At 65.4% G+C, this 23,534-nt stretch carries 25 protein-coding genes and 1 pseudogene; 12 read left to right on the forward strand and 14 right to left on the reverse strand.

All coding sequences use genetic code 11. The annotated features are described in order from the left end of the window. Positions 1 to 156: 156 nt before the first annotated feature. Together cysQ and nudE are read right to left on the reverse strand one after the other, a co-directional pair. Positions 157 to 975, reverse strand: coding sequence for a 3'(2'),5'-bisphosphate nucleotidase CysQ (gene cysQ / locus ACSZPK_RS00385; protein WP_437879425.1), 819 nt, complete (start codon positions 973 to 975; stop codon positions 157 to 159). Beyond that, positions 972 to 1,538: an ADP compounds hydrolase NudE gene (gene nudE / locus ACSZPK_RS00390; RefSeq protein WP_437879426.1), complete on the reverse strand. Its 567-nt coding sequence runs from the start codon at positions 1,536 to 1,538 to the stop codon at positions 972 to 974. Before nudE ends, cysQ begins: the two co-directional genes overlap by 4 nt. A 102-nt stretch (positions 1,539 to 1,640) precedes the next feature. Between nudE and yrfG the strand changes: the two genes are divergently transcribed. Next, entirely contained in the window at positions 1,641 to 2,303 is a 663-nt protein-coding gene (gene yrfG, locus ACSZPK_RS00395) for a GMP/IMP nucleotidase (protein ID WP_437879427.1), read from the forward strand. 59 nt (positions 2,304 to 2,362) lie between these two features. On the opposite strand, the gene ACSZPK_RS00400 is transcribed toward yrfG, so the two are convergent. The 5 genes from ACSZPK_RS00400 to ACSZPK_RS00420 all read right to left on the reverse strand — a co-directional run bounded on the left by ACSZPK_RS00400 (position 2,363) and on the right by ACSZPK_RS00420 (position 6,280). Then, positions 2,363 to 3,709, reverse strand: a complete 1,347-nt coding sequence (locus ACSZPK_RS00400) for a DUF1329 domain-containing protein (protein WP_437880248.1) — start codon at positions 3,707 to 3,709, stop codon at positions 2,363 to 2,365. Positions 3,710 to 3,856: 147 nt separating this feature from the next. After that, a complete protein-coding gene (gene trmB / locus ACSZPK_RS00405) occupies positions 3,857 to 4,528 on the reverse strand; it encodes a tRNA (guanosine(46)-N7)-methyltransferase TrmB (protein ID WP_437880249.1) in 672 nt (223 codons plus the stop codon). Between the two features lie 215 nt (positions 4,529 to 4,743). After that, the gene (locus ACSZPK_RS00410) at positions 4,744 to 5,535 is read right to left on the reverse strand and encodes a thiazole synthase (RefSeq protein WP_437879428.1); all 792 of its coding nucleotides are present in this window, start codon (positions 5,533 to 5,535) and stop codon (positions 4,744 to 4,746) included. A gap of 50 nt (positions 5,536 to 5,585) precedes the next feature. After that, positions 5,586 to 5,786 (reverse strand): sulfur carrier protein ThiS, encoded by a 201-nt coding sequence (thiS, locus tag ACSZPK_RS00415; RefSeq protein WP_437879429.1) that lies wholly within the window; start codon positions 5,784 to 5,786, stop codon positions 5,586 to 5,588. Positions 5,787 to 5,908: 122 nt separating this feature from the next. Beyond that, complete coding sequence (locus tag ACSZPK_RS00420) at positions 5,909 to 6,280, reverse strand: DUF423 domain-containing protein (protein ID WP_437879430.1); 372 nt, start codon at positions 6,278 to 6,280, stop codon at positions 5,909 to 5,911. Between the two features lie 35 nt (positions 6,281 to 6,315). On the opposite strand from ACSZPK_RS00420, the gene mtgA reads away from it, so the two are divergent. Further along, complete coding sequence (gene mtgA, locus ACSZPK_RS00425) at positions 6,316 to 7,056, forward strand: monofunctional biosynthetic peptidoglycan transglycosylase (protein WP_437879431.1); 741 nt, start codon at positions 6,316 to 6,318, stop codon at positions 7,054 to 7,056. Here the strand turns inward: mtgA and ACSZPK_RS00430 are convergent. Further along, entirely contained in the window at positions 7,037 to 7,945 is a 909-nt protein-coding gene (locus tag ACSZPK_RS00430) for a DMT family transporter (protein WP_437879432.1), read from the reverse strand. The genes mtgA and ACSZPK_RS00430 overlap by 20 nt on opposite strands. A gap of 84 nt (positions 7,946 to 8,029) precedes the next feature. On the opposite strand from ACSZPK_RS00430, the gene ACSZPK_RS00435 reads away from it, so the two are divergent. After that, positions 8,030 to 8,899, forward strand: a complete 870-nt coding sequence (locus ACSZPK_RS00435; protein WP_437879433.1) for a LysR family transcriptional regulator — start codon at positions 8,030 to 8,032, stop codon at positions 8,897 to 8,899. Between the two features lie 268 nt (positions 8,900 to 9,167). Further along, complete coding sequence (locus ACSZPK_RS00440; RefSeq protein ID WP_437879434.1) at positions 9,168 to 11,306, forward strand: TonB-dependent receptor family protein; 2,139 nt, start codon at positions 9,168 to 9,170, stop codon at positions 11,304 to 11,306. Between the two features lie 15 nt (positions 11,307 to 11,321). Here the strand turns inward: ACSZPK_RS00440 and ACSZPK_RS00445 are convergent, their stop codons facing one another. Further along, entirely contained in the window at positions 11,322 to 12,224 is a 903-nt protein-coding gene (locus tag ACSZPK_RS00445; protein WP_437879435.1) for a LysR family transcriptional regulator, read from the reverse strand. Between the two features lie 93 nt (positions 12,225 to 12,317). Between ACSZPK_RS00445 and ACSZPK_RS00450 the strand changes: the two genes are divergently transcribed. The 7 genes and pseudogenes from ACSZPK_RS00450 (at position 12,318) to ACSZPK_RS00480 (ending at position 19,373) form a co-directional block, all read left to right on the forward strand. After that, positions 12,318 to 12,830 (forward strand): SRPBCC domain-containing protein, encoded by a 513-nt coding sequence (locus ACSZPK_RS00450; protein ID WP_437879436.1) that lies wholly within the window; start codon positions 12,318 to 12,320, stop codon positions 12,828 to 12,830. Positions 12,831 to 12,940: 110 nt separating this feature from the next. Next, positions 12,941 to 14,255, forward strand: a pseudogene (locus ACSZPK_RS00455) (sigma 54-interacting transcriptional regulator); the annotation flags it as partial. Between the two features lie 59 nt (positions 14,256 to 14,314). Then, positions 14,315 to 14,452 carry a TyrR/PhhR family helix-turn-helix DNA-binding protein gene (locus ACSZPK_RS00460; protein ID WP_437880250.1) on the forward strand — a complete coding sequence of 46 codons (138 nt, stop codon included), beginning with the start codon at positions 14,315 to 14,317 and terminating at the stop codon, positions 14,450 to 14,452. A gap of 265 nt (positions 14,453 to 14,717) precedes the next feature. Further along, the gene (gene gcvH, locus ACSZPK_RS00465) at positions 14,718 to 15,095 is read left to right on the forward strand and encodes a glycine cleavage system protein GcvH (RefSeq protein ID WP_437879437.1); all 378 of its coding nucleotides are present in this window, start codon (positions 14,718 to 14,720) and stop codon (positions 15,093 to 15,095) included. A gap of 9 nt (positions 15,096 to 15,104) precedes the next feature. Beyond that, complete coding sequence (gcvP, locus tag ACSZPK_RS00470; protein WP_437879438.1) at positions 15,105 to 17,948, forward strand: aminomethyl-transferring glycine dehydrogenase; 2,844 nt, start codon at positions 15,105 to 15,107, stop codon at positions 17,946 to 17,948. Positions 17,949 to 17,997: 49 nt separating this feature from the next. Then, positions 17,998 to 19,119, forward strand: coding sequence for a glycine cleavage system aminomethyltransferase GcvT (gcvT, locus tag ACSZPK_RS00475; RefSeq protein ID WP_437879439.1), 1,122 nt, complete (start codon positions 17,998 to 18,000; stop codon positions 19,117 to 19,119). A 95-nt stretch (positions 19,120 to 19,214) separates the two neighbouring features. Next, positions 19,215 to 19,373: a YqaE/Pmp3 family membrane protein gene (locus ACSZPK_RS00480; RefSeq protein WP_437879440.1), complete on the forward strand. Its 159-nt coding sequence runs from the start codon at positions 19,215 to 19,217 to the stop codon at positions 19,371 to 19,373. A 231-nt stretch (positions 19,374 to 19,604) separates the two neighbouring features. On the opposite strand, the gene ACSZPK_RS00485 is transcribed toward ACSZPK_RS00480, so the two are convergent. The 3 genes from ACSZPK_RS00485 to ACSZPK_RS00495 all read right to left on the reverse strand — a co-directional run bounded on the left by ACSZPK_RS00485 (position 19,605) and on the right by ACSZPK_RS00495 (position 20,837). Next, positions 19,605 to 19,943 carry a carboxymuconolactone decarboxylase family protein gene (locus ACSZPK_RS00485; RefSeq protein ID WP_437879441.1) on the reverse strand — a complete coding sequence of 113 codons (339 nt, stop codon included), beginning with the start codon at positions 19,941 to 19,943 and terminating at the stop codon, positions 19,605 to 19,607. 106 nt (positions 19,944 to 20,049) lie between these two features. After that, positions 20,050 to 20,388: an FKBP-type peptidyl-prolyl cis-trans isomerase gene (locus ACSZPK_RS00490; RefSeq protein WP_437879442.1), complete on the reverse strand. Its 339-nt coding sequence runs from the start codon at positions 20,386 to 20,388 to the stop codon at positions 20,050 to 20,052. After that, entirely contained in the window at positions 20,385 to 20,837 is a 453-nt protein-coding gene (locus ACSZPK_RS00495) for an Rrf2 family transcriptional regulator (RefSeq protein ID WP_437879443.1), read from the reverse strand. Before ACSZPK_RS00495 ends, ACSZPK_RS00490 begins: the two co-directional genes overlap by 4 nt. Positions 20,838 to 20,973: 136 nt before the next feature. Here ACSZPK_RS00495 and ACSZPK_RS00500 point away from each other — a divergent pair, with 136 nt between their 5' ends. Then, a complete protein-coding gene (locus ACSZPK_RS00500; protein WP_437879444.1) occupies positions 20,974 to 21,879 on the forward strand; it encodes an NAD(P)/FAD-dependent oxidoreductase in 906 nt (301 codons plus the stop codon). Between the two features lie 24 nt (positions 21,880 to 21,903). Here the strand turns inward: ACSZPK_RS00500 and gcvH (ACSZPK_RS00505) are convergent, their stop codons facing one another. Continuing rightward, a complete protein-coding gene (gcvH, locus tag ACSZPK_RS00505; RefSeq protein WP_437879445.1) occupies positions 21,904 to 22,284 on the reverse strand; it encodes a glycine cleavage system protein GcvH in 381 nt (126 codons plus the stop codon). 49 nt (positions 22,285 to 22,333) lie between these two features. Beyond that, the gene (gene gcvT / locus ACSZPK_RS00510; protein ID WP_437879446.1) at positions 22,334 to 23,416 is read right to left on the reverse strand and encodes a glycine cleavage system aminomethyltransferase GcvT; all 1,083 of its coding nucleotides are present in this window, start codon (positions 23,414 to 23,416) and stop codon (positions 22,334 to 22,336) included. Positions 23,417 to 23,534 lie beyond the last annotated feature (118 nt).

Raw genomic sequence — 23,534 nt, forward strand, 5'->3', positions numbered from 1 at the left:
CGTTGCCAACGCGAAGCTTGTCCACCGTTACACCGACGCTATGGAGAGCTCTCAGGTTCACGATGGCTCGCTCTGGTGGACAAGCTTCGCGTTGTCCACCCTACGAACTGCGCCTCTCGGCCCACCCTACGAACTCAACCCATCCTACGCGAGCGGTTACTTCGCGGCTTCGCGCAGCAACACCTCGCGCCAGCTCGCGTTGCGCGGCAGGCACAGGAACGATGGATTGAGGAAGGACTCGCGAGCCTCGTAGGTCAGCCCCTGGCCCTGCACGTCGAGCACTTCGCCACCGGCGCCTTCGAGCACGCCCTGGGCGGCGGCGGTGTCCCATTGCGAGGTCGGCGCCAGGCGTGGATAGCAGTCGGCCTCGCCTTCAGCCAGCAGGCAGAACTTCAGCGAGCTGCCGATATTGGCCAGGCGCAACTGGCCAAGATGTTCGCCCAGGCCTTGCAACAGGCGCTCCTGCTCAGGACTCGAATGGCGTTTGCTGGCAACCACGGTAAAGGGCTGCCCGGCGGCATGCGCGCGCACGGAGATGGCCTCGGGCTCGCCAGCCACCTCGCGGCGCCAGGCACCGAAATCCGCACCGCCGTAATAGCAACGGCCGCTGACCGGGATGCCGACCACGCCGAACACCACCCTGCCCGCCTCGACCAGCGCGACATTGACGGTGAACTCGTCGCTGCCGGCGATGAATTCCTTGGTGCCATCCAGTGGATCGACCACCCACCAGCGCCGCCATGTGCTCCGCTCGGCCAGCGGAATGTCGGCCGCTTCTTCGGAGAGCACCGGAATGTCGCCGGCCAACGCGACCAGCCCTTCAGCCAGTACCTTGTGGGCCGCCAGGTCGGCGGCGGTCACCGGCGAGGCGTCGGCCTTCTCGCTGACCGCCACGCCAGAACGCCAATACGGCAGGATCACCTGGCCAGCCTGCTGGACCAGGTCGATGACCGCCGGCAGATAGGAATGGCTCACGGCTTGAACTCGCCACGCTGGGTGAGCAGGTCGCGCACCAGGTACAGGGCGGCCAGAGCGCGGCCTTCGGAAAACTGCGGGTTCCGTACCAGGCCACTCAGCTCACGCAGGCTGACCTTGTCGACGCGCATCGGCTCGGGCTCGTCGCCGGCCAGGCGCTCCTCATGGAGGTCGCGGGCCAGCACCACCTGGATCATCTGGCTCATGTAGCCGGGCGACAGGCTCAGCTCGGCGATCCACTCCAGGCGCTGGGCGCCGAAGCCGGCCTCCTCCTTGAGTTCGCGGTTGGCGGCGAGCAGCGCGTCCTCATTCGCCTCGATCAGGCCCTTGGGCAGCGACAGTTGATAATCCTCGGTGCCGCCACAGTACTCCTCGACCAGCACGGCGTGCTCGTCGTCGAGCATCGCCACCACCATCACCGCACCATGGCCGTGGCCACGGCTGGCCAGGCGTTCGTAGGTGCGCTCGACCCCGTTGCTGAAACGCAGCTGCATTTGCTCGACACGGAACAGGCGACTGCTCGCCACGATCTCGCGGGCCAGCACGACAGGTTTCTCACGCATGGGCTCACTCCTGGAAACGAGCGCGTATCATACCCTGGCTCGCTGGATTGTCCCCGCCATCGGGCATATTTTGTCACCTTGAGCCGCGAGCCCTGCCCAATCATGCCAACACTGCCCTGGAGCGAGATCGACACCGTCCTGCTGGACATGGACGGCACCCTGCTCGACCTGCACTTCGACAACCACTTCTGGCTGCATCACCTGCCGCAGCGCTACGCCGAGACCCACGGCATCAGCCGCGCGGCGGCCGATGCCGAGATCCTGCCGCTGTTCCGCGGGCAGGCCGGCCAGTTGAACTGGTATTGCACGGACTTCTGGACCCGCGAGCTGAAGCTGTCGATCCATGACCTCAAGCGCGAAGTCGCCCACCTGATCGCCCTGCGCCCGGACGCCGACACCTTCCTCGCCGCGATCAAGGCCGCCGGCAAGCAGGTGGTGATGATCACCAACGCCCACCGCGACTCGCTGTCGCTGAAGATGGAACGGGTCGAACTGGCGCCCTATTTCGACCGCCTGATCAGCAGCCACGACTACGGCTTTCCCAAGGAGGACCAGCAGTTCTGGTTCGCCCTCAGGCAGGACGTGGACTTCGAACCGGCGCGCAGCCTGTTCATCGACGACAACCTGCCGATCCTGCGCAGTGCCCGCCAGTTCGGTGTCGCCCACCTGCTCGGCGTATGCCAGCCAGACAGCCAGGGACCGCTGAAGGACACCGAGGAATTCGAGGCGGTGGCGGATTATCGGGCGCTGTTGCGCGAGCTTTGAGCTGGAAGCGATTTGAGCATGGACGCGCCACATCGCTCGTCAAGCGCTCGCTTCCGGCTTCAAAGCCCTTCCCGGCGCAAGCTCGCCGCCGTGAAGTCGCCCTTGCTCAGCCTGACATTGAAGTCGTACATCGGCTCGTTGTTGTCCAGGCCATCGACGAAGTAGCGCTGGCCGGGGAAGTCGTAGATCGCTTCCAAGGTGCTGCTGAACATCGGCACGTCGTAGTAGCTGATCGGATGGCTTTCCTGCAGGCCGACCAGTTCGCCGGACTTGTCGTACAGGTCGACGCTGAGAATCTGCCAACTGTCCTCGTCGATGTAGAAGCGACGCTTGGCGTAGCGATGGCTGAAGCCCTTGCGCAGGTCGGCCTCGACCACCCAGACCCGGTGCAGCTCGTAGCGCAACAGCTGCGGGTTGACGCTCTGCGGCTTGACGATGTCGTCGTAGGGGATGCCCTTCTGGTGCACGGCATAGCTGTTGTACGGCACGAGCATTTCCTGCTTGCCGATCAACGTCCACTCGTAGCGATCCGGTGCGCCGTTGTAGGTATCGACCACGTCGGCGGTGGCCATGCCGCTGGTGTCCGGCTGCAGCGCATCGTAGGCCAGGGTCGGCAGGCGGCGCACCCGGCGTTCGCCACGGCTGTAGCGCCAGGCCTTGCGCAGGGCCAGCACCTGGTCGAGGGTTTCCTGCACCACCAGGGCCGAGCCGGCCAGCTTGCTCGGCGCGATGACCTGGTATTTGTAGAAGAACAGGGTGTTGTCCAGGTCGGTCGGCATCACCCCGGCGCGGCCGTAGACGAACATGATCTCCAGGTCACGCTTGAGCAGGGTGTAGGCGCCGCCCTTGAGCACCGCCGCCTGGTTGGTGAGCATCCGCGCCTGGTCGCCGCGATAGCGCATGATGTGATTCCAGATCACCTCCACGCCGCTCTGCGGAAAGGGAAACGGAATACCCGCCGCCGCGCCTTCCACACCGTTGCCACCGGCGATCAGCGACGCATGACTGGCGTTGTAGCGGGTGGCGTCGTAGATGCGTTGGGGCGCGGCGGCGCTGCGGTGGCTCGGCAGGACCCGCAGGAAATAGCCCGGCTGCTCGGTCAGCAGCTTCTGCTGGCCAGGACTGAGCAGGTTCTTGTACTGCGCCAGATTGCCGTGGCTGACGCGGTACAGCTCGGCATCGGCGGCATAGGGATCGGGATGGTGCATGCCCGCCTGGTAGCCGGGAGGCGGCGTGGCCAGGCCACCGTTCCAGGCCGGGATGGTGCCAACGGCATTGCCGGCGCGAATGGCGCCGAGAGGCGTCAGGTCCTCGCCCAGGCGCCGGGCCTGGTCGGCATCGACCTGGGCCTGGGCGGAAAAAGTGGCGGCAGCGAACAACAGGGTTGCGGCAAATCTCGACACAATGCGCTCCTTGCGGCACGGGCAGGCGTGCCACTGCGTTATTGCGGACGCCTGGGCAGGCGCCGCTGTTATCAGGTCGCTATTCGGTGAGCATGCGGCCATCCTGGCCATGCCGGCATTACCCCCTGGTCCGCCAGGGGGAAAAACGGATCAATCGACGCGTTCGAACTTGATGTCCCAGACGCCATGCCCGAGGCGCTCGCCGCGCCGTTCGAACTTGGTCACCGGGCGCTCGGCCGGGCGCTCCACGCAGCCACCCTCGGCTGCCTGGTTACGATAACCGGGGGCGGCGTTCATGACTTCCAACATATGTTCCGCGTATGGCTGCCAATCAGTGGCCATGTGCAGCACGCCGCCGATCTTCAGCTTGCCGCGCACCAGCTCGGCGAACGCCGGCTGGACGATGCGCCGCTTGTGATGGCGCGACTTGTGCCACGGATCGGGGAAGAACAGCAGCAGGCGGTCGAGGCTGGCGTCGGCGATACAGTCGCGCAGCACCTCGATGGCGTCGCAGCTGTAGACGCGGATGTTGCTCAGTTCCTGGGCCAGCACGCCGCTGAGCAACGCCCCGACACCGGGTGTGTGCACCTCGACGCCGATGAAGTCTTGCTCCGGCGCCGCTGCGGCCATTTCCAGGGTGGAATGGCCCATGCCGAAGCCGATCTCGAAGGTACGCGGCGCGCTGCGGCCGAACACCTGGTCGAAGTCGGGCGCGCCATCGGCCAGCTCCAGGCCGAACTTCGGCCAGCCGACATCGAGGCCACGCTGCTGGCCGACGGTGGTGCGCCCGGTGCGCATGACGAAGCTCTTGATGGTGCGCATTGGGCGAGCGTTGTCACCGCTCTCGATGTGTTCGCCGGTGTCGGCTGGTTCTTGCTCGGTCATTGCGGATATCCATGGAGAGTGCGCGGTGCACTCCATTATGTTGAGTTCTGTTGACGCGGCGCCGCCCCAACCGCGCCGTTGGGGCAGGGCCAAGGGCGGCCGGAAAGCTATTTTTACCGTCACTCCCGCGCAGGCGGGAATGACGGCCGCGCTCAGCGAATCAGCCCTTCCAGCGGCGACGAGGCGCTGGCATACAGCTTCTTCGGCATGCGCCCGGCCAGGTAGGCCATGCGCCCGGCGATGATCGCGTGCTTCATCGCCTCGCCCATCAGCACCGGGTTCTGCGCGTGGGCGATGGCGCTGTTCATCAGCACCGCCTCGCAGCCCAGCTCCATGGCGATGGTGGCGTCCGACGCGGTGCCGACACCGGCATCCACCAGCACCGGCACCTTGGCCTCTTCGAGGATGATGCGCAGGTTGTAGGGGTTGCAGATGCCAAGGCCGGTGCCGATCAGGCCGGCCAGCGGCATCACCGCGATGCAGCCCATCTCGGCCAGCTGGCGAGCGATGATCGGGTCGTCGCTGGTGTAGACCATCACGTCGAAGCCGTCCTTGACCAGCACTTCGGCGGCCTTGAGGGTTTCGATGACGTTGGGGAACAGGGTCTTCTGGTCGGCCAGCACTTCCAGCTTGACCAGCGTGTGGCCGTCGAGCAGTTCGCGGGCCAGGCGGCAGGTGCGCACCGCCTCGACCGCGTCGAAGCAGCCGGCGGTGTTCGGCAGGATGGTGTACTTCTCGGGGCTGATCACGTCCAGCAGGTTCGGCTCGCCTGGGTTCTGGCCGATGTTGGTGCGACGCACGGCGACGGTGACGATCTCGGCGCCCGAGGCTTCGATGGCCTGGCGGGTTTCCTCCAGGTCCTTGTACTTGCCGGTGCCGACCAGCAAACGCGATGCGTAGGTCTTGCCGGCGAGGGTGAACGGCTTGTCGATGATGGCGCTCATGGGCGGCTCCTCGAAAATGAACGATGACTGGGCGGACGAACCAGACCGCGCTAGCCGCCGCCGATGGCGTGGACGATTTCCAGCTGGTCGCCCTCGCGCAGGACGGTCTCGGCATGCTGGCTGCGCGGCACGATGTCGAGGTTCAGTTCGACGGCCACGCGGCGGCCGGTCAATTGCATGACGTCGATGAGATCGGCGACGGTCTGGCCGTCGGGCAATTCGCGAGGCTCGCCGTTCAACTGGATGCGCATGGGCAATCGTCGGGTCTTGAAAAGGGCCCGCATTCTAGCCCGAAGCCCCTTCGCGACCAAGGCACCGTTCATCACGGATATCGGATCGCTCCCACGTGACGCGTGGGCGCGATCATCTGGCCTCAAACCGAACGCCAGGCCAGCAGCCCCAGGCAGGCCCAACCGACGAGAAACGCGGCGCCGCCAATCGGCGTGATGATGCCGAGCTTGCCCAGGCCGCTCAGCGTCAGCACATAGAGGCTGCCGGAGAACAACAGGATACCGCTGGCGAACGACCAGCCGGCGACGTTCACCAGGCGCCCCGGGGCCTGGGCCGCCAGCAGCGCCACGCCGAACAGGGCCAGGGCATGGATCAACTGGTACAGCACGCCGGTATGGAAGATCGCCAGGTACTCCGGGCTCAGGCGATTCTTCAGCCCATGGGCGGCAAAGGCCCCCAGGCCGACACCGGTGAAACCGGCGAACGCAGCCAGCAACAAAAAGATTCGAGACATGATTAACCCCAGACAGACGAAACGCGGCCGCTATAATGGCGCGCTCCTCCACTCGGGCCAAGCCATTCATGCTGCGCAAACTCCTCCGCCGCCTGTTCAAGCTGCTGCTCTGGTTCATCGCCGGCTCGGCGCTGCTGGTACTCGCCCTGCGCTGGATCAACCCGCCGGGCACGGCGCTGATGGTCGAACGCAAGGTCGAATCCTGGATCGACGGCAAGCCCATCGACCTGCAGCGCACCTGGCGGCCGTACCGCGAAATCTCCGACAACCTGAAGATCGCCGTGATCGCCGGCGAGGACCAGAAGTTCGCCGAGCACTGGGGCTTCGACGTCGCGGCCATCCAGCAGGCCTTCAGCCATAACGAGCAAGGCGGCAGCGTGCGCGGCGCCAGCACCCTCAGCCAGCAAGTGTCGAAGAACCTGTTTCTCTGGCCGGGCCGCAGTTGGCTGCGCAAAGGCCTGGAAGCCTGGTTCACCCTGCTCATCGAACTGCTGTGGTCGAAGGAACGTATCCTCGAGGTGTACCTGAACAGCGTCGAATGGGGCGACGGCGTGTTCGGTGCGGAAGCGGCCGCCAAGCACCACTTCGGCGTCGGCGCGCCCTACCTGTCGCGCCAGCAGGCCAGCCAGCTCGCCGCCGTGCTGCCCAACCCGCGCGAGTGGAGCGCCAGCCGGCCGAGCACCTATGTGGCGGGGCGCGCCGGCTGGATTCGCCGGCAGATGAGCCAGCTTGGCGGCAGCCATTATCTGGATTTGCTCAAGATACCGAGGTGGTGACGGCCGAGCGACGAGCAGGCCGCTCCGCCACCCAGATGCACGCGGCCATCAGGCCGACCCCGGCCATCTGCAACAGCCCCAGGCGTTCGCCATAGGCCAGCCAGTCGACGACGATGGCCACAGCCGGGTAGATGAATTGCAGCACGGCGATGCGGTCGGTGCTCAGGCGAGTGATGCCGGCGTACATCAGGGTGTAGGCCACGCCGGTGTGGATCAGCCCGAGGCCGGACAGCCACAGCCAACTCGCCCCCCACTCCGGCCAACCGTGCATCAGCGGCCAGGCGAGCAGGACCAGGCCACCGATCAGGCACTGCCACCAGGCCAGTACGCCGGGGCCGATGTCGCGCAAGCCTTTGGCCAGGATCGTCACCCAGGCCGTACACAGCGCGCCGAGCATGCACAGCAACACGCCCCACCAGTAGCCCGCGCGGGCCGGCTGCGCATCGAACAGCCGCTCCAGCGTGCCGGTGGCCAGCACCAGGCCGAACATGGCGATCAGCACGCAGACCACGCGTCGCCCGGCCACCGCCTCCTTCAACCAGAAGGCGCCCAGCAGCAACAGCCACAACGGCTGGACATGGAACAGCACCACCGCCACGCCCGCCGCCAGGTACTGCATGGCGCTGAAGAACAGCACCCAGCTCATCACCATCAGGCTGCCAGCCAGCAATGCGCGTGGCGCGTTGGCGCGGGTCAGGCGGATATCGCTGAGCCGACCACGCCATAGCAACCACAGGCTCAGGCCGAGCAGGCCGAAGGCACAGCGGAACCAGGTAGTGGTCAGCGGATCGACACCCGCCTCGTGGACGAACAGGCCGATGCTGCCGAGTAGCAGATTACCCGTGACGAAGGGCACGATGCCGCCGATGTGAGTGCGTTGTGTATTCATGACGGCGAGTCTGGCGCTGCATCGATTCGACGTTAAGCGCATAATTCACCACGCAAGCATTCGCTTATCGAATGGATGGACGCCATGTCTCAACAAGATCTGCAGCTCGACTGGCTCAAGTGTTTCGTCGCCGTGGTGGATGCCGGTTCGCTGTCCAGCGCGGCCAACGAAGTGCACCGCTCGCAATCGGCGGTGAGCATGCAATTGAAGAAACTGGAGTCGGCCCTGGGCTGCCAGGTGCTGCTGCGCAGCTCGCGCCAATTGCAACTGACCCAGGAGGGCCAGACCCTGCTCGGCTACGCCCGGCGCATGCTCGACCTGCACGGAGAGGCGCAATCGGCGTTCCACGGCCAGGCGCTGACCGGGCAGATCCGCCTCGGCGTGCCGGACGACTACGCACGCAAGTACCTCACCCCGGTGCTCAAGCGCTTCGCGCCACGGCATGGCGGCGTCGAGATCGAGCTGAGCTGCGAGCAATCCACCGCGCTGATCCCCAAGGTCGCGCGTGGCGAGCTGGACCTTGCCTTGGTGTCGCGCGATCACGCCCGGCGCGGCACCTTGTTGTTCCACGAGCCGATGGTCTGGGTCGGTGCCCCGGAGATCGAAATGTGGCGTCGCGACCCGCTGCCCATCGCGGTCTACGAAGACGCCAGCCTGGCCTGCCAGGCAGCGCTCAAATCCCTGGCTTTGCAGGGGCGGCGCTACAAGGTCGTCTACCACAGCTCCAGCCTGGCCGGGCAGATCGCCGCCGTCGAGAGCGGCCTGGCGGTGGCGGTGCTGACCCAGTGCAGCGCGCCCGAGCACTTGCAGATACTTGGCGGCGAACACGGCCTTGGGCCGCTGGAGCCGATGCAGGTGGCGGTGTATCGCAGCCGCGCGTCGCGTGGATCGAAGGCGGTGCACAGCCTGTACGACCTGCTGCTCAAGACGCTCAGATCGGCACAGGGAGCCTGATTTTCCTCGCCGCCTTTTCGTTCAGCCTTCCAAGCCCGGGCCTTTAGAACCTGTTCACGATCTCGCGAGCTAGCGCCATACAAGGCAAAAACAAGCGAGGAAGCGGAGTCTACGCGCTGTAAATGAGCATTCCGAGCTTGTTTTTAACGCAGTAGGGCCGACGCGCAGCAGATCGTGAACAGGTTCTTAGCGTTTTCCCCCACGTGACCCAACCCACGCAGCCCTCATCACAGCACTCATGCGCCCGCCTTCCGTTTCGGAGTTTTCCATGTCGTCCCGTTCGCCGTTCCGCCCCCGTCATGCCCTGTGCCTGCTGGCCTGTGTGATCGCCCAGCACGCGCTGGCCGAAGACCGTGCCGTGCAACTGAAAGCCGTGCAGGTCAGCGACGAGCAACTGGACGAAAAGGAACAGGCCAAGGAGACCCTCAAGCGCGTCCCCGGCGGCACCAACCTGGTGGACCTGGACAAGGTCGAACAGGGCCGCGTATCCGGCAACGCCGACGTACTGGCCTATCAACCAGGCGTGTACGCCCAGTCGCCGGGCAACGAAGGCATCAAGATCGCCATCCGTGGTTCCGGCATCAACCGGGGTACGGGTTCCCATGCCTCCGGCAACCACATCATGCTCGACGGCCTGCCGCTGACCGGCTCCGGCGGTACGCCTTACGAATTGCTCGAACCGCTGTGGCTGAGCCGTGTGGAAGTGCTGCGCGGCGCCAACGGCTTCGACAAGGGCGCGCTGGCCCTGGGCGGCGCGGTCGACTACATCACCCACACCGGCCATGACGCGCCCAAGCTGCAACTGCGCTACGAAGCAGGCAGCCACGGTTACCAGAAACGCAGCGTCAGCTCGGGCCAGGCCATCGGTGATTTCGACTACTACATCAACCTCACCGACAGTCACTACGACGGCTATCAGGACCACGCCTCCGGCAAGGGCAAAGGCGTCGCGGCCAACGTCGGCTACCGCATCAACGACAGCCTGGAAACGCGTTTCTACCTGCGTTACCGCGAGACCGAGCATGATATCCCCGGCCGCCTGACCAAGGCGCAGATCGAGTACGATCCGCGTGCCGCGGCAGCCACCAGCATGCGTATCGATGCCCAGCGCGATCAACCCGGCAGTACCTGGCTGGCGAACAAGACCACCTGGCAGATCGACGATGACTCGAAGCTGGTGGTCGGCCTCGCCTATCATCACTACCCGATGGACTTCGTCGAAAACGCCTACCGCGACAGCGCCTACCGTATCCGCGTGGATTACAGCGACGTCAGCGGCACCCTCGACTACACCCGCCGCCATACGCTGTTCGGCCTCGACAGCACCACCACCGTCGGCTTGCGCAGCACCACCAACCTGCCGAGCAGCACGTCCAAGGAAAACGCCACCCTGCCACTGACCGTGGATGGCACTACCTATCCGGCCGGCACCCTGATGCGGGACTACGAGCACCTGGGCTCGGACAACGTGCTGCATATCGGTAGCGAGCTGGAACTGAGCCCCGACCTCTGGCTGACCAGCGGCCTGGCGCTGATCTACACGCGCCGCGAAGTCGAAGTGACCTGGCCGGTCAACGACTACAAACTCAGCGAGCACACCTGGGACTACGCGCCGCGCCTTGGCCTGCGCTACCAGCTCAATCCCGAGGTGCAACTCTACGGCAACCTCAGTCGCTCGGTGGAAGCGCCGCATCCGTGGTCGATGATCTGGGGCTCGAATGACTACTTCCCGGCAGGCAGCGGCCCGGCGACCGGTCGTTATCGCGCACCGGTATCGCTCGACAACCAGACCGCCACCACCTTCGAGGTGGGTGGCCGTGGCGACTCGGCGTTCGGTCAATGGGATCTGGCCTACTACTACTCACTGGTTCGCCATGAACTGCTCAGCGCTGAAATCGCGCCATCCGTACCGCGCGAAACCAACGCCAGCCCCACCGTCCACCAGGGCATCGAAGCCGGCCTGAGCAGCCCGCTCTGGGACGGCGGCGCAGCCGGTGCCCTGTCGTTGCGCCAGGCCTACACCTTCAGCGACTTCCACTACCGCGACGACGACACCTACGGCGACAACCGCCTGCCCGGCCTGCCGCGTCACTACTACCAGGCCGAGCTGCGCTACGACCACCCGAGCGGTTTCTACGCCGGCCTGAACACCCAGTACGCCTCGAAAATGGCCGTCGACTACGCCAACTCCTACTACGCCGACGCCTATGCAATCTTCGGCGCCACCCTCGGCTACGCCTCGCCGAAACAGGACTGGCAGACCTGGCTCGACCTGCGCAACCTGACCGACAAGCGTTATGCCGCCACGGTCTCGCCGGGCTACAACGACAATGGCGCCGACGTGGCCCGCTCCACGCCGGGCGAGGGTTTCGGCGTGTATGCCGGCGTGTCCTACAGCCTGCGTTGAAACGCGCTGGCCCGATCAGCCTGCGTGATCGGGCCCGTCGCCGAACAGCTGCGCCCGCACCCAGCGCTGCGCCGCCTGATGATGAGTCCTCTCATGCCAGGCGGCCACCTTGGTGAAACCGGTAATCGGCAAAGGCGGCTCCACCATCGCCATGTCCGGTACCTGGGCAACCAGGCGTTGGGGCACCACGGCGATCAGGTCGCTGGTGCGCAGGATTTCCACCAGTACCAGGAAGCTGGTCACCGACAGGCACACCTGCCGTACACGCCCAAGCGTCGCCAGGGCAGCATCGGTGACACCGCGAAAAGCCTCGCCCGAATAGGACACGATGGCATGCTCCGCGGCGCAGAAACGCTCCAGGGTCATGGTCGTGGCCAGCGGATGATCCTTGCGCATCGTGCAGACATAACGCTCATCGAACAGGCGCCGCGCATGCAGGCCTTCGTGAGTGGTTTCCGGCGTGAGCAGGGCCAGATCGAGTTCTCCCGCCTCCAACTGGCGCTGTACCTGATCGTCCTGCACCGGCTTGACCGCGATACGAATACCTGGCGCCAGCAGGCGCAACCGGGCCAGGAATGGCACCAGGATCGTCTGCTGGGCATAGTCGGTGGCCGCGATGGCCATGCCCAGGCGCGCCGTGGCCGGTTCGAAGCGCTCCGGCTGCAACAGGCCCTCGATATCCTCCAGAACCCGCTTGACCGGTGACGCCAGCGCCAGCGCACGAGGCGTCGGCACCAGGCCACGCGGGGCACGGATGAACAGCGGGTCGTCGAAGCTCTCGCGCAGGCGCACCAGCATGCCGCTCACGGCGGGTTGAGTGAGTGCAAGCCGGCTGGCCGCGCGGGTCACGCTGCATTCATCGAGCAACGCATCCAGGGCCTTGAGCAGATTGAGGTCCAGCGTTCTGATATCACGCATGCTTATCGCTGATCTAAAGGAATGTGATTGGTCTTATGGATTCTCGGCGCGCACCCTTTCCTCCGTCAACGCACAACCGTTTCCGAGGAATCCATGCATACCATCCACTGGCCCGCCGACTATCTACCAGGCACTACTGAAAACTTCGTCTCCAACGAGGTCATCGTCGCCGATCTCAGCGTGGCTGAAGTCTGGCCGCTGCTGAACGACACCCGCGCCTGGCCGACTTATTATGCCAACGCATCGAACATCCACTTCCACGATGGTAGCGGCCCTGAGCTGTCCAGCGGCGCGCGCTTTCGCTTCACCACCTTCGGCTTCCCGGTGGAAGGCCAGGTCAACGAGCACGTCGCGCCCGTCGAGGGGCAGCCGGCCCGCCTGGCCTGGCACGGCTGGGTCGAAGGCGACGAAACCTCTCGCCTCGACGTGCATCACGCCTGGTTACTGGAAGACTTGCCAGGTGGACGGCTGCGTATCCTCACCCAGGAAACCCAAAAGGGCCGCCCGGCCGCCGAACTGGCCCGAACCCGGCCGAACCCGATGCTCAATGGCCATCAAGCGTGGCTCGATGGCCTGATCGACGCCGCCCGGGCCAGGCGTCGCTGATGACGCCGGGACAGCTGTAACGCCCTCGACCAGGCCTTGCAGTACCTGCCATGGCCGCGCTAGTTTGGGCGCCCCGCTCGGGGCGCTCATCGACTAATGGCGAATCACTCATGCGCATCCACGTCACCTTCGTCGACCGCGTCGGCATCACCCAGGAAGTGCTGGCCCTGCTCGGCGGGCGCAACCTGAACCTGGATGCCGTGGAGATGGTGCCGCCGAACGTCTACATCGACGCACCGACCCTGCTGCCCGAGGTACTGGAAGAACTGCGCGACTCGCTGCTGCGCGTGCATGGCGTGCAGACGGTCACGGTGATCGACATGCTGCCGAGCCAGCGCAAGCGCCTGCAACTCAATGCCCTGCTCGAAGCCATGAGCGACCCGGTGCTGCTGGTCGATGACAAGGCGCGCATCGTCCTCGCCAACCCGGCGTTCCAGCGTATGGCCGAACCGAGCATGACGCTGGCCGAGCTGTTCAACGACCAGGCCCTGACCGGCGAATTGCTGGAACAGGGCTTTCGCCTGCCGATGCGTGAAGTGATCGTCCAGGGCCAGGCCTTTCTTCTCGACGTGGTGCCGCTGACCGGCGACGAGCAGCAGGCCGGCGCGCTGCTCACCCTGTATCAGCCGAGCCGCATCGGCGGGCGCCTGTCGGCGCTGCAAGAGCAGTCCGATGGCTTCGCCTCGCTGCTCGGCAACTCGGAAGCGATGCGCACCCTGGTCGCCCGCGCCCAGCGCGTCGCGCGCCTGGATGCGCCGCTGCTGATCCAGGGCGAGACCGGCACCGGCAAGGAACTGGTGGCCCGCGCCTGTCACGCCTCTGGCACACGCTGCAACGAACCGTTCCTCGCCCTCAACTGCGCGGCGCTGCCGGAAAGCCTGGCCGAGAGCGAGCTGTTCGGCTACGCCTCCGGCGCCTTCACCGGCGCCCAGCGCGGCGGCAAGCCCGGCCTGCTGGAACTGGCCGAGCGCGGTACGGTGTTCCTCGACGAAATCGGCGAGATGTCGCCCTACCTGCAAGCCAAGCTGTTGCGTTTCCTCAACGACGGGCGCTTTCGCCGGGTCGGCGGCGAGCGCGAGATCCAGGCCAACGTGCGCATCGTCAGCGCCACCCACCGCGACCTGAAGCAGATGGTCGCCAACGGCACCTTCCGCGAAGACCTCTACTACCGGCTCAACGTGCTGAACCTGGAAGTACCGCCGCTGCGCGAGCGCGGCCAGGACATCCTCGACCTGGCGGATTTCTTCCTCGAACAGGCGTGCAAGCAAATCCGCCGCCCGGTCTGCCGCCTCGCCCCCGCCACCCACCAGACCCTGCTCGGCCATCGCTGGCCGGGCAACGTGCGCCAGTTGCAGAACGTGATCTTCCGCGCAGCGGCGATCAGCGACAAAACCCTGATCGAGAACAACGACCTCGATATCTTCGACCGCCTCAAGCAACTCGAAGACAAACCGCCAGCCATCGAGGAAAACCTGGACACCAGCATCGCCCGCTTCGAGCGCGATTTGCTCACCCGGCTTTACCGCCAGTATCCCTCCAGCCGGCGCCTGGCCGAGCGCCTGGGCACCTCGCACACCGCCATCGCCAAGCGCCTGCGCAAATATGGGATTCCCGATGCGTAACGCTTCCATTACACCGGAACGATAACGCTACACCTGGTCATTGATGGGCTGAAGCCCACCCCACGCGCGCACCTCGCTGCGGGGTGCCGGGCTGCATTCCGTTTCAGCCCACCCAGTACGGGCGCAGCACCTGTAACGATTTCATTCCAAACCCATGCTAACTCCCTGTGAAACCCTTGATTTTCAAGGCTCCCAGCCTGGCACCATCCTTGCTCTGGAGCGGCATCGGCGCGCTAACGCGCCATTGGCACTTCAAGGGGGTTGCATGAGCGAGCTGCGCTTTACGGTCGAACACGAATGGCTGCGCCTGGATGAGGACGGCCAAGTCACCGTCGGCGTGACCGACTACGCTCAAGAGGCGCTGGGCGACGTGGTGTTCGTTCAGTTGCCCGAGCCCGGCCCGTATAGCCAAGGCGCGGAAGTCGCGGTGCTGGAATCGGTGAAGGCCGCCAGTAACATCACCATGCCGCTGGATGGCGAAGTGACCGAGGTCAACGACGAGTTGAACAACCGCCCCGAGCTGGTCAACGAGGCGCCGGTCGACGAAGGCTGGTTCTTCCGCATCCGCCTGGCCGACAACGCCGCCCTGGAAACCCTGATGACTGCGCAAGCCTATGCGCGCCTTATCGACGCCAAGGCCTGAGGAGCGATCATGACCGACTACGCCGTACGCAACGAATTCCAGCAGCGCCACATCGGCCCGCGCGACGCCGATATCGCCGCCATGCTCAAGCTGCTTGGCTATGACTCGCTGGAGGCGATGATCAAGCATGTGATTCCGCCCAGCATCGACGGCAGTAATGTGCTGCCGCTGGACGACGGTATCAGCGAGGCCGCCGCCCTGGCCGAACTCAAGGCCATAGCCGGGCGCAACCAGCCCCTGCGCTCGCATATCGGCCAGGGTTACTACGCCACCCACACACCCTCGCCGATCCTGCGCAACCTCCTGGAAAACCCGGCCTGGTACACCGCCTACACGCCCTACCAGCCGGAGATTTCCCAGGGTCGCCTGGAGGCGTTGCTGAACTTCCAGACGCTGATCAGCGACCTCACCGGCCTGCCCATCGCCAACGCCTCCCTGCTCGACGAAGGCACCGCCGCCGCCGAGGCCATGACCTTCTGCCAGCGCCTGTCGAAGAACAAGGCCGCCAAGGCCTTCTTCGCCTCCCGGCATTGCCACCCGCAGACCCTCGACATCCTGCGCACCCGCGCCGAGCCGCTGGGCATCGAAGTGGTGGTCGGCGACGAATTCCAGGTCGAGGACGCCAGCCCCTACTTCGGCGCCCTGCTGCAATACCCGGCGAGCAACGGCGACGTGTTCGACTACCGCGCTAACATCGAGCGCTTCCACCAGGCCAATGCGCTGGTTGCCGTCGCCGCCGACCTGCTGGCCCTGACCCTGCTCGCGGCGCCGGGCGAACTCGGCGCCGACGTGGCCATCGGCAGCGCCCAGCGCTTCGGTGTGCCGCTCGGTTTCGGTGGCCCGCACGCGGCCTATTTCGCCACCCGCGACGCCTACAAGCGCGACATGCCGGGGCGCCTGGTCGGCGTCTCGGTCGACCGTTTCGGCAAGCCGGCCCTGCGCCTGGCCATGCAGACCCGCGAGCAACACATCCGCCGCGAGAAAGCCACCAGCAACATCTGCACCGCCCAGGTGCTGCTGGCCAACATCGCCGGCATGTACGCGGTCTACCACGGCCCGGCCGGCCTGAGCGCCATCGCCAGGCGCGTACACGGCCTCACCGCGATCCTCGCCCGTGGCCTGGCCACGCTGGGCGTGAGCGTCGAGCAGAAACACTTCTTCGACACCCTGACCCTGGCGGTCAGCGATGCACAAGCCCTGCACTCGCTGGCACGTACCACCGGCATCAATCTGCGCGAAATCGATGCCAGCCACGTCGGTATTTCCCTGGACGAAACCACCACACCGGAGCATGTCGAACAACTCTGGTCGCTGTTCGCCGGAGCCGGTACGCAACCTAGCTTCGCCGCGCTGGCCGATACCCGCGACGCCCTGCCCAGCGAGCTGCTGCGCCAGTCGCCGATCCTCGCCCACCCGGTGTTCAACCGTTACCACTCGGAAACCGAGCTGATGCGCTACCTGCGCAAGCTCGCCGACAAGGACCTGGCACTGGACCGCAGCATGATCCCACTGGGCTCCTGCACCATGAAACTCAACGCCGCCAGCGAAATGATCCCGGTGACCTGGGCCGAGTTCGGCAACCTGCATCCGTTCGCCCTGGCCGAGCAGAGCCAGGGTTACCTGGCGCTGACCGAGCAACTGCAAGCCATGCTCTGTGCCGCCACCGGCTACGACGCGGTGTCGCTGCAACCCAACGCCGGTTCCCAGGGCGAGTACGCCGGCCTGCTGGCGATCCGCGCCTACCACCGCAGCCGTGGCGAAGCGCAGCGCGACATCTGCCTGATCCCGCAATCGGCCCACGGCACCAACCCGGCCACCGCCAGCATGGCCGGCATGCGTGTGGTGGTGACCGCCTGCGACGAGCGCGGCAACGTCGATATCGACGACCTGCGCGCCAAGGCCGAACAGCACCGCGACCACCTCGCCGCGCTCATGATCACCTACCCGTCGACCCATGGCGTGTTCGAGGAAGGCATCCGCGAAATCTGCACCATCGTCCATGACAACGGCGGCCAGGTGTACATCGACGGCGCCAACATGAACGCCATGGTCGGCCTCTGCGCACCCGGCCAGTTCGGTGGCGACGTTTCCCACCTGAACCTGCACAAGACCTTCTGCATCCCCCACGGCGGCGGCGGCCCGGGCGTCGGCCCGATCGGCGTGAAGTCGCACCTGGCGCCGTTCCTGCCCGGCCACGCACAGCTGGAGCGCAAGGAAGGCGCGGTCAGCGCCGCGCCGTTCGGCAGCGCCAGCATCCTGCCGATCACCTGGATGTACATCCGCATGATGGGCGGCGCCGGCCTCAAGCGTGCCTCGCAACTGGCGATCCTCAACGCCAACTACATCGCCCGGCGCCTGGAAGAGCACTACCCGGTGCTCTACACCGGCGCCAACGGCCTGGTCGCCCACGAATGCATCATCGACGTACGGCAGTTCAAGGACAGCAGCGGCATCAGCGTCGACGACATCGCCAAGCGCCTGATCGACTTCGGCTTCCACGCGCCGACCATGTCCTTCCCGGTGGCCGGCACGCTGATGATCGAACCGACCGAGAGCGAGTCGCGCGAGGAACTGGATCGCTTCTGCAATGCCATGATCACCATCCGCGAAGAAATCCGCGCAGTCGAGCGGGGCGAATCGAGCCGCGACGACAATCCGCTGAAAAACGCCCCGCACACCGCTGCCGAACTGGTCGGCGAGTGGGCCCACGGCTACAGCCGCGAACAGGCGGTTTATCCAGTGGCGACGCTGATCGACGGCAAGTACTGGCCACCAGTCGGCCGCGTCGACAACGTCTATGGCGACCGCAACCTGGTCTGCGCCTGCCCATCCATCGAGGCTTATCAGGAATAAGCCCCCGGCGACGCGCAGGCCTATGCCTGCGCGCCGCTCAGCGAAGGAGATGTTCATGTCCCTGCTGCAAACCCCGCTGCACGCGCTGCACCTCGAACTCGGCGCGAAGATGGTGCCGTTCGCCGGTTATGACATGCCGGTGCAATACCCGCTCGGCGTGATGAAGGAACACCTGCACACCCGCGACCAGGCTGGTCTGTTCGACGTCTCGCACATGGGCCAGATCATCCTGCGTGGCGCCGACGCGGCCGCCGCGCTGGAAACCCTGGTACCGGTGGATATCCTCGACCTGCCGGTCGGCCTGCAACGCTATGCCATGTTCACCGATGCCAACGGCGGCATCCTCGACGACCTGATGGTCGCGCGCCTGGCCGACGACGTGCTGTTCGTGGTGGTCAACGCCGCCTGCAAGGAACAGGACCTGGCGCACTTGCGCGCGCACATCGGCAACCGCTGCGAGATCGAAAGCCTGTTCGACAGCCGCGCCCTGCTCGCCCTGCAAGGGCCGAAGGCGGTGGACGTGCTGATGCGCCTGGCGCCCGAGGTCAGGCAGATGACCTTCATGCAGTTCGCCAGCGTGCGCCTGCTCGGCGTCGACTGCTACGTCAGCCGCTCGGGCTACACCGGAGAAGACGGCTTCGAGATATCCATACCGGTCGAGCACGCCGAAACGCTGGCACGCAGCCTGCTGGCGGAAACCGAAGTGCAGCCCATCGGCCTCGGCGCCCGCGACTCGCTGCGCCTGGAAGCCGGCCTGTGCCTGTACGGCCATGACATGAGCGCCGCCACTACGCCTATCGAGGCCAGCCTGTTGTGGGCGATATCCAAGGTGCGCCGCGCCGATGGTGCCCGCGCGGGCGGCTTCCCTGGCGCCGAACGCATCTTCGAGCAGCAGCGCTCAGGGGTTGCCAGCAAGCGCATCGGCCTGCTGCCGCAGGAGCGCGTGCCGGTTCGTGAAGGCGCGGAGATCGTCGATGCCGATGGCACGCTGATCGGCCAGGTGAGCAGCGGCGGTTTCGGCCCATCCCTCGGCGCGCCGCTGGCAATGGGCTATGTGCAGAGCGCCTTCGTTGCGCTCGACAGCGAGCTCTGGGCGGTGGTGCGCGGCAAGCGGGTGCCGGTGAAGGTGGCGAAAACGCCGTTCGTGGCCCAACGCTATTACAGGGGGTAAACACGCTTCACCCGCGCAACGCGCACGAAACCCTGAACCGCCCCACGTCCCGATGGTCGATTGAATACCCCCAATCGACCTCAAGGACACCGTTCATGGACCTGATCCGCATTCTGTTTGCCATCCTGCTGCCGCCACTGGGCGTCTTTCTCCAGGTCGGTTTCGGTGGGGCCTTCTGGCTCAACATCCTGCTGACCCTCTGCGGCTATATCCCGGGCATCGTGCACGCGGTCTACATCATCGCCAAACGCTAGAAAGGCGTTCATTAGGGTGAGCGATTCGAGGCAGGGGCGGACGCTCTACGAGCGCTCGCGCCACTCTCAATCGTCATTCCCGCGAAGGCGGGACAGCGGCTCCATCGCTGAACAGCGCTTGCGCTGGCCCGAAGGGGAATCATCCAAATGCGTCAAGTCTTCTGGGTTCCCGCCTTCGCGGAAACGACGGAATAACCAACATCCGCTCCTGCCTCGATCTGACGCTCAGAATCAGCCCTTGACCTGATCCACCGCGCTCAACACCCGCGCCGAGTACACCAGCGCCGCGCCGGCATTCATCGCCACGGCGACGCCCAGGGCTTCGGCGATTTCTTCCTTGCTCGCGCCTTCCTTCACCGCTTCGGCGGCATGCACCGAGATACAGCCATCGCAGCGCGTGGTAACCGCCACCGCCAGGGAAATCAGTTGCCGCGTCTTGGCATCCAGATGGTTGGTCTGCTTACCGGCGCCACTGGCCGTCAAATAGCCCTGAACCGTGCCGGGCGAAAGCTTTTGCAGATCACCGATGCCGGCCATCAACTGATCACGATAGGCGTTCCAGTCCATCATTTCGTCATGCTCCGCGTCGTGGAAAAGTCCATTGACCATAGCGGGCTGGCATCCGGCGTGCCTTGCGCCTTTACGGTCGGGCGCCCGGCACTTTGGAAGGAGTGGTTCAATCGTCGCGGGTCAGCACTTCGAGCAACTCGATTTCGAAGGAAAGATTGGAGTTCGGCGGAATATCGCCAACTTTGCGCTCGCCATAGGCCAGGTGCGCCGGGACCGACAACGTGCGCTTGCCACCCACGCGCATGCCCATCAGGCCGATATCCCAGCCCTTGATCACCCGTCCGGTGCCGATCACGCACTGGAAGGGCTTGCCACGGGCGAAGGACGAGTCGAACTCGCTGCCGTCCTCCAGCGTGCCCCGGTATTGAGTGGTGATCAGGGCGCCCTTGACCACCGCCTTGCCGTCGCCCAGTTGCAGGTCGGTGATGTGCAGTTCGTCGCTCATTGAATGATCTCCTCGAAGGGATAGACGCCAGCGCAACGCTCGTCGAAATCCTGCGCCAGGCTGGCCAGGGTGATCTCGCCGAAACGGCCCAGCAACAGGGTACGGGCTTCGTCCATGACATCGCCGACAGCAGAATTCACCGCCTGCTCGACCAGGCACTTCGGCTGTTCTTCGGCCGGGCCGATGGCGAACAGCGGCGGCTCGCCGACGGCACGGTAGACGTCGAGCAAGGTGATTGCCGCCAGCGGCTGCGCCAGCGTCCAACCTCCGCCGTGGCCTTTCTCCGAACGCACGTAGCCATGCTCGCGCAGGCCAGCCATGGTCCGGCGCACCACCACCGGGTTGGTACGCAGCATCAGGGCGATGGTGTCGGAGGTGGTGCTGCCTTCATGGCGATCCATGTGGATCAGCACGTGCAGCATGCGCGATAGGCGACTGTCGGCTCGCATGATCGGGTTCCTGTGGCGGATCAGGGTTGCGGTATAGCAAATGGCGCTCCATGTAACAACCGAGGTTACGTCATTGACGCCTGCATATTACGTAACTTATAAAGTTTCATGAAATCACCCAAGCAGGAGTTTTCCCATGAAACATGACGTGATCATCGTCGGCGGCGGCTTCGCCGGCCTTTCCGCCGCCTTGCCGCTGGCCCGCGCACGCCGCCACGTATTGCTCATCGACACCGCTCGCCCGCGCAATCGCTTCGCCGCCTCGTCGCACAATTTCCTCGGCCAGGAGGGCGTGGCGCCATTGGAAATCCAGCGCATCGCCGCCGAACAACTGGCCCCTTACGCCACGTTCCGCCGCATGCAGGGCGAAGCAGTCGCCGCGCGCCAGGAAGATGGCGGGTTCCTGGTCAGCCTGGCGGATGGACAGGCGTTCTGGGCGGCGCGGCTGATCCTCGCCAGCGGTGTACGCGACGAACTGCCAGCCATCGACGGTCTCGAAGCCCGTTGGGGCCATACGGTGGTGCACTGCCCGTACTGCCATGGCTATGAGTTGCGCGACCGCCCGCTGGGCGTGCTGGCCGACCAGCCGATGGCCGCCGCCAAGGCGGCGATGCTGCCGGACTGGGGCGAGGCCACGCTGTTCACTCAAGGACTGTTCGAACCGGATGCCGAACAACGGGCACTGCTCGACGCCCGTGGCGTACGCATCGAGCGCACGCCCATCGAGGCCTTGCTAGGCGAAGCGCCGGAGCTGGATGGCGTGCGCCTCAAGGATGGCCGCAGCCTGGCGCTGGGAGGCCTGTTCGTCGCCAGCCGCGTGCACATGACCCATCCACTGGCCGAGCAGTTGGGCTGTGCGATGGAGGAAGGAGCGAATGGCTTCTACCTGAAGGTCGACGACTGGAAACAGACCAGCGTGCCGGGTGTTTTCGCCGCCGGAGATATCGCCACGCCGATGCACAGCGCCATCCTCGCGGCCGCCGCCGGCAACCTGGCAGCGGTCGGCGCACACGTGTCGCTGGTGCGCGCCGTGCTGGAATGACGCCATCCTACAAGAGCAAAGGCCTCAGCCCTGGCTGGCTTCGTATGCAGCGGCGTCGAGCAACGTGTCCAGTTCGGCCGGATTGCTTGGCTTGAGCTTGAAGAACCAGGCCTCGTAAGGTTTTTCGTTGACCCGTTCGGGGCTGTCGACCAACTCGCTGTTCGCCGCGATCACCTCGCCGGAGACCGGGGCGTAGATGTCCGAGGCAGCCTTGACCGACTCGACCACACCGGCTTCCTGGCCGGCAGCCAGCACCTTGCCGATTTCCGGCAGTTCGACGAAGACCACGTCGCCCAGGGCTTCCTGGGCGTGGTCGCTGATGCCCACCGTCACGGTGCCATCGGCTTCCAGACGGGCCCACTCATGGCTCGCAGCGTAACGCAGGTCGGTAGGAGTATTGCTCATCGGGTTGTCCTCTACGGTCTTGGGCAGGGCTGCCCGAAAAATTTAGCAGTCAGATTACGGCCTTGCCGTGCCGAACGAAACTGGGGCGCACCACGCGCACCGGGTACCACTTGCCACGAATCTCCACCTCGGCGCGATCGCCGGTCGCCGCCGGCACGCGAGCCAGGGCGATGGACTTGTTCAGCGTGGGCGAGAAACTGCCGCTGGTGATCTCGCCCTCACCTACGCCATCGACGCGCACCACCTGATGGGCACGCAGCACGCCACGCTCCTCCAGCACCAGGCCGACCAGCTTCGGCAGGTCGTCGGCCGCACGCTGAGCCTCCAGCGCCTGGCGGCCGACGAAGTGCCGCTCGGCCGGTTCCCAGGCGATGGTCGAGCCCAGGTTCGAGGCCAGGGGCGACACGTCCTCGTCCATGTCCTGGCCATATAGATTCAGGCCAGCCTCCAGGCGCAACGTGTCGCGGGCACCGAGACCACTGGGGGCGATGCCGGCACCGACCAGGTCATTGAAGAACGACACCGCCTGGTAATCCGGCAGCATTATTTCCAGGCCGTCCTCGCCGGTATAACCGGTGCGGGCGATGAACCAGTCGCCTTCGGCCAGGCCCTGGAACGGCTTGAGCTCATTGATCAGCGAAGCGCGGGCAGCGGTCACCAGATCAGCCGTGCGAGCCCGCGCCTGCGGTCCCTGGATGGCCAGCAATGCCAAGTCGGAACGACCGTACAGGCGCACATCGAAGTCCTGTGCCTGCAGGTGCATCCAGGCCAGGTCCTTGGCCCGCGTGGCGGCATTCACCACCAGGCGATAACCGTTGGCGGTGAGGTAGACGACAAGATCGTCCACCACCCCGCCATGCTCGTTGAGCATGGCGCTGTAGAGCGCTTTGCCGGGGGTCTGCAATTGCTCGACATCATTGGCCAGCAGGTGCCGCAGATAAGGCTTGGCCTCGGCACCGGACACATCGATCACGGCCATGTGAGAAACGTCGAAGACACCGCATTCACGGCGCACCTGGTGGTGCTCCTCGACCTGGGAACCGTAATGCAACGGCATGTCCCAACCACCGAAATCGACCATCTTGGCCCCGAGGGCCAGATGCAACTCGTGCAGGGGAGTACGCTGTCCCATGAAAAACTCCTTGCGCTAGACGCGTCGCCGCGTCATCGAAGACCTGCCATCAAAGACGATGGCAGGTTGGGCTGCTTCAGCAGCCGCGCATTGTAGCCTTCGGCAGGGGTTGGGGACA

It is taken from the genome of Pseudomonas sp. LRF_L74 (assembly GCF_965644255.1).
Taxonomy (GTDB): Bacteria; Pseudomonadota; Gammaproteobacteria; order Pseudomonadales; family Pseudomonadaceae; genus Aquipseudomonas.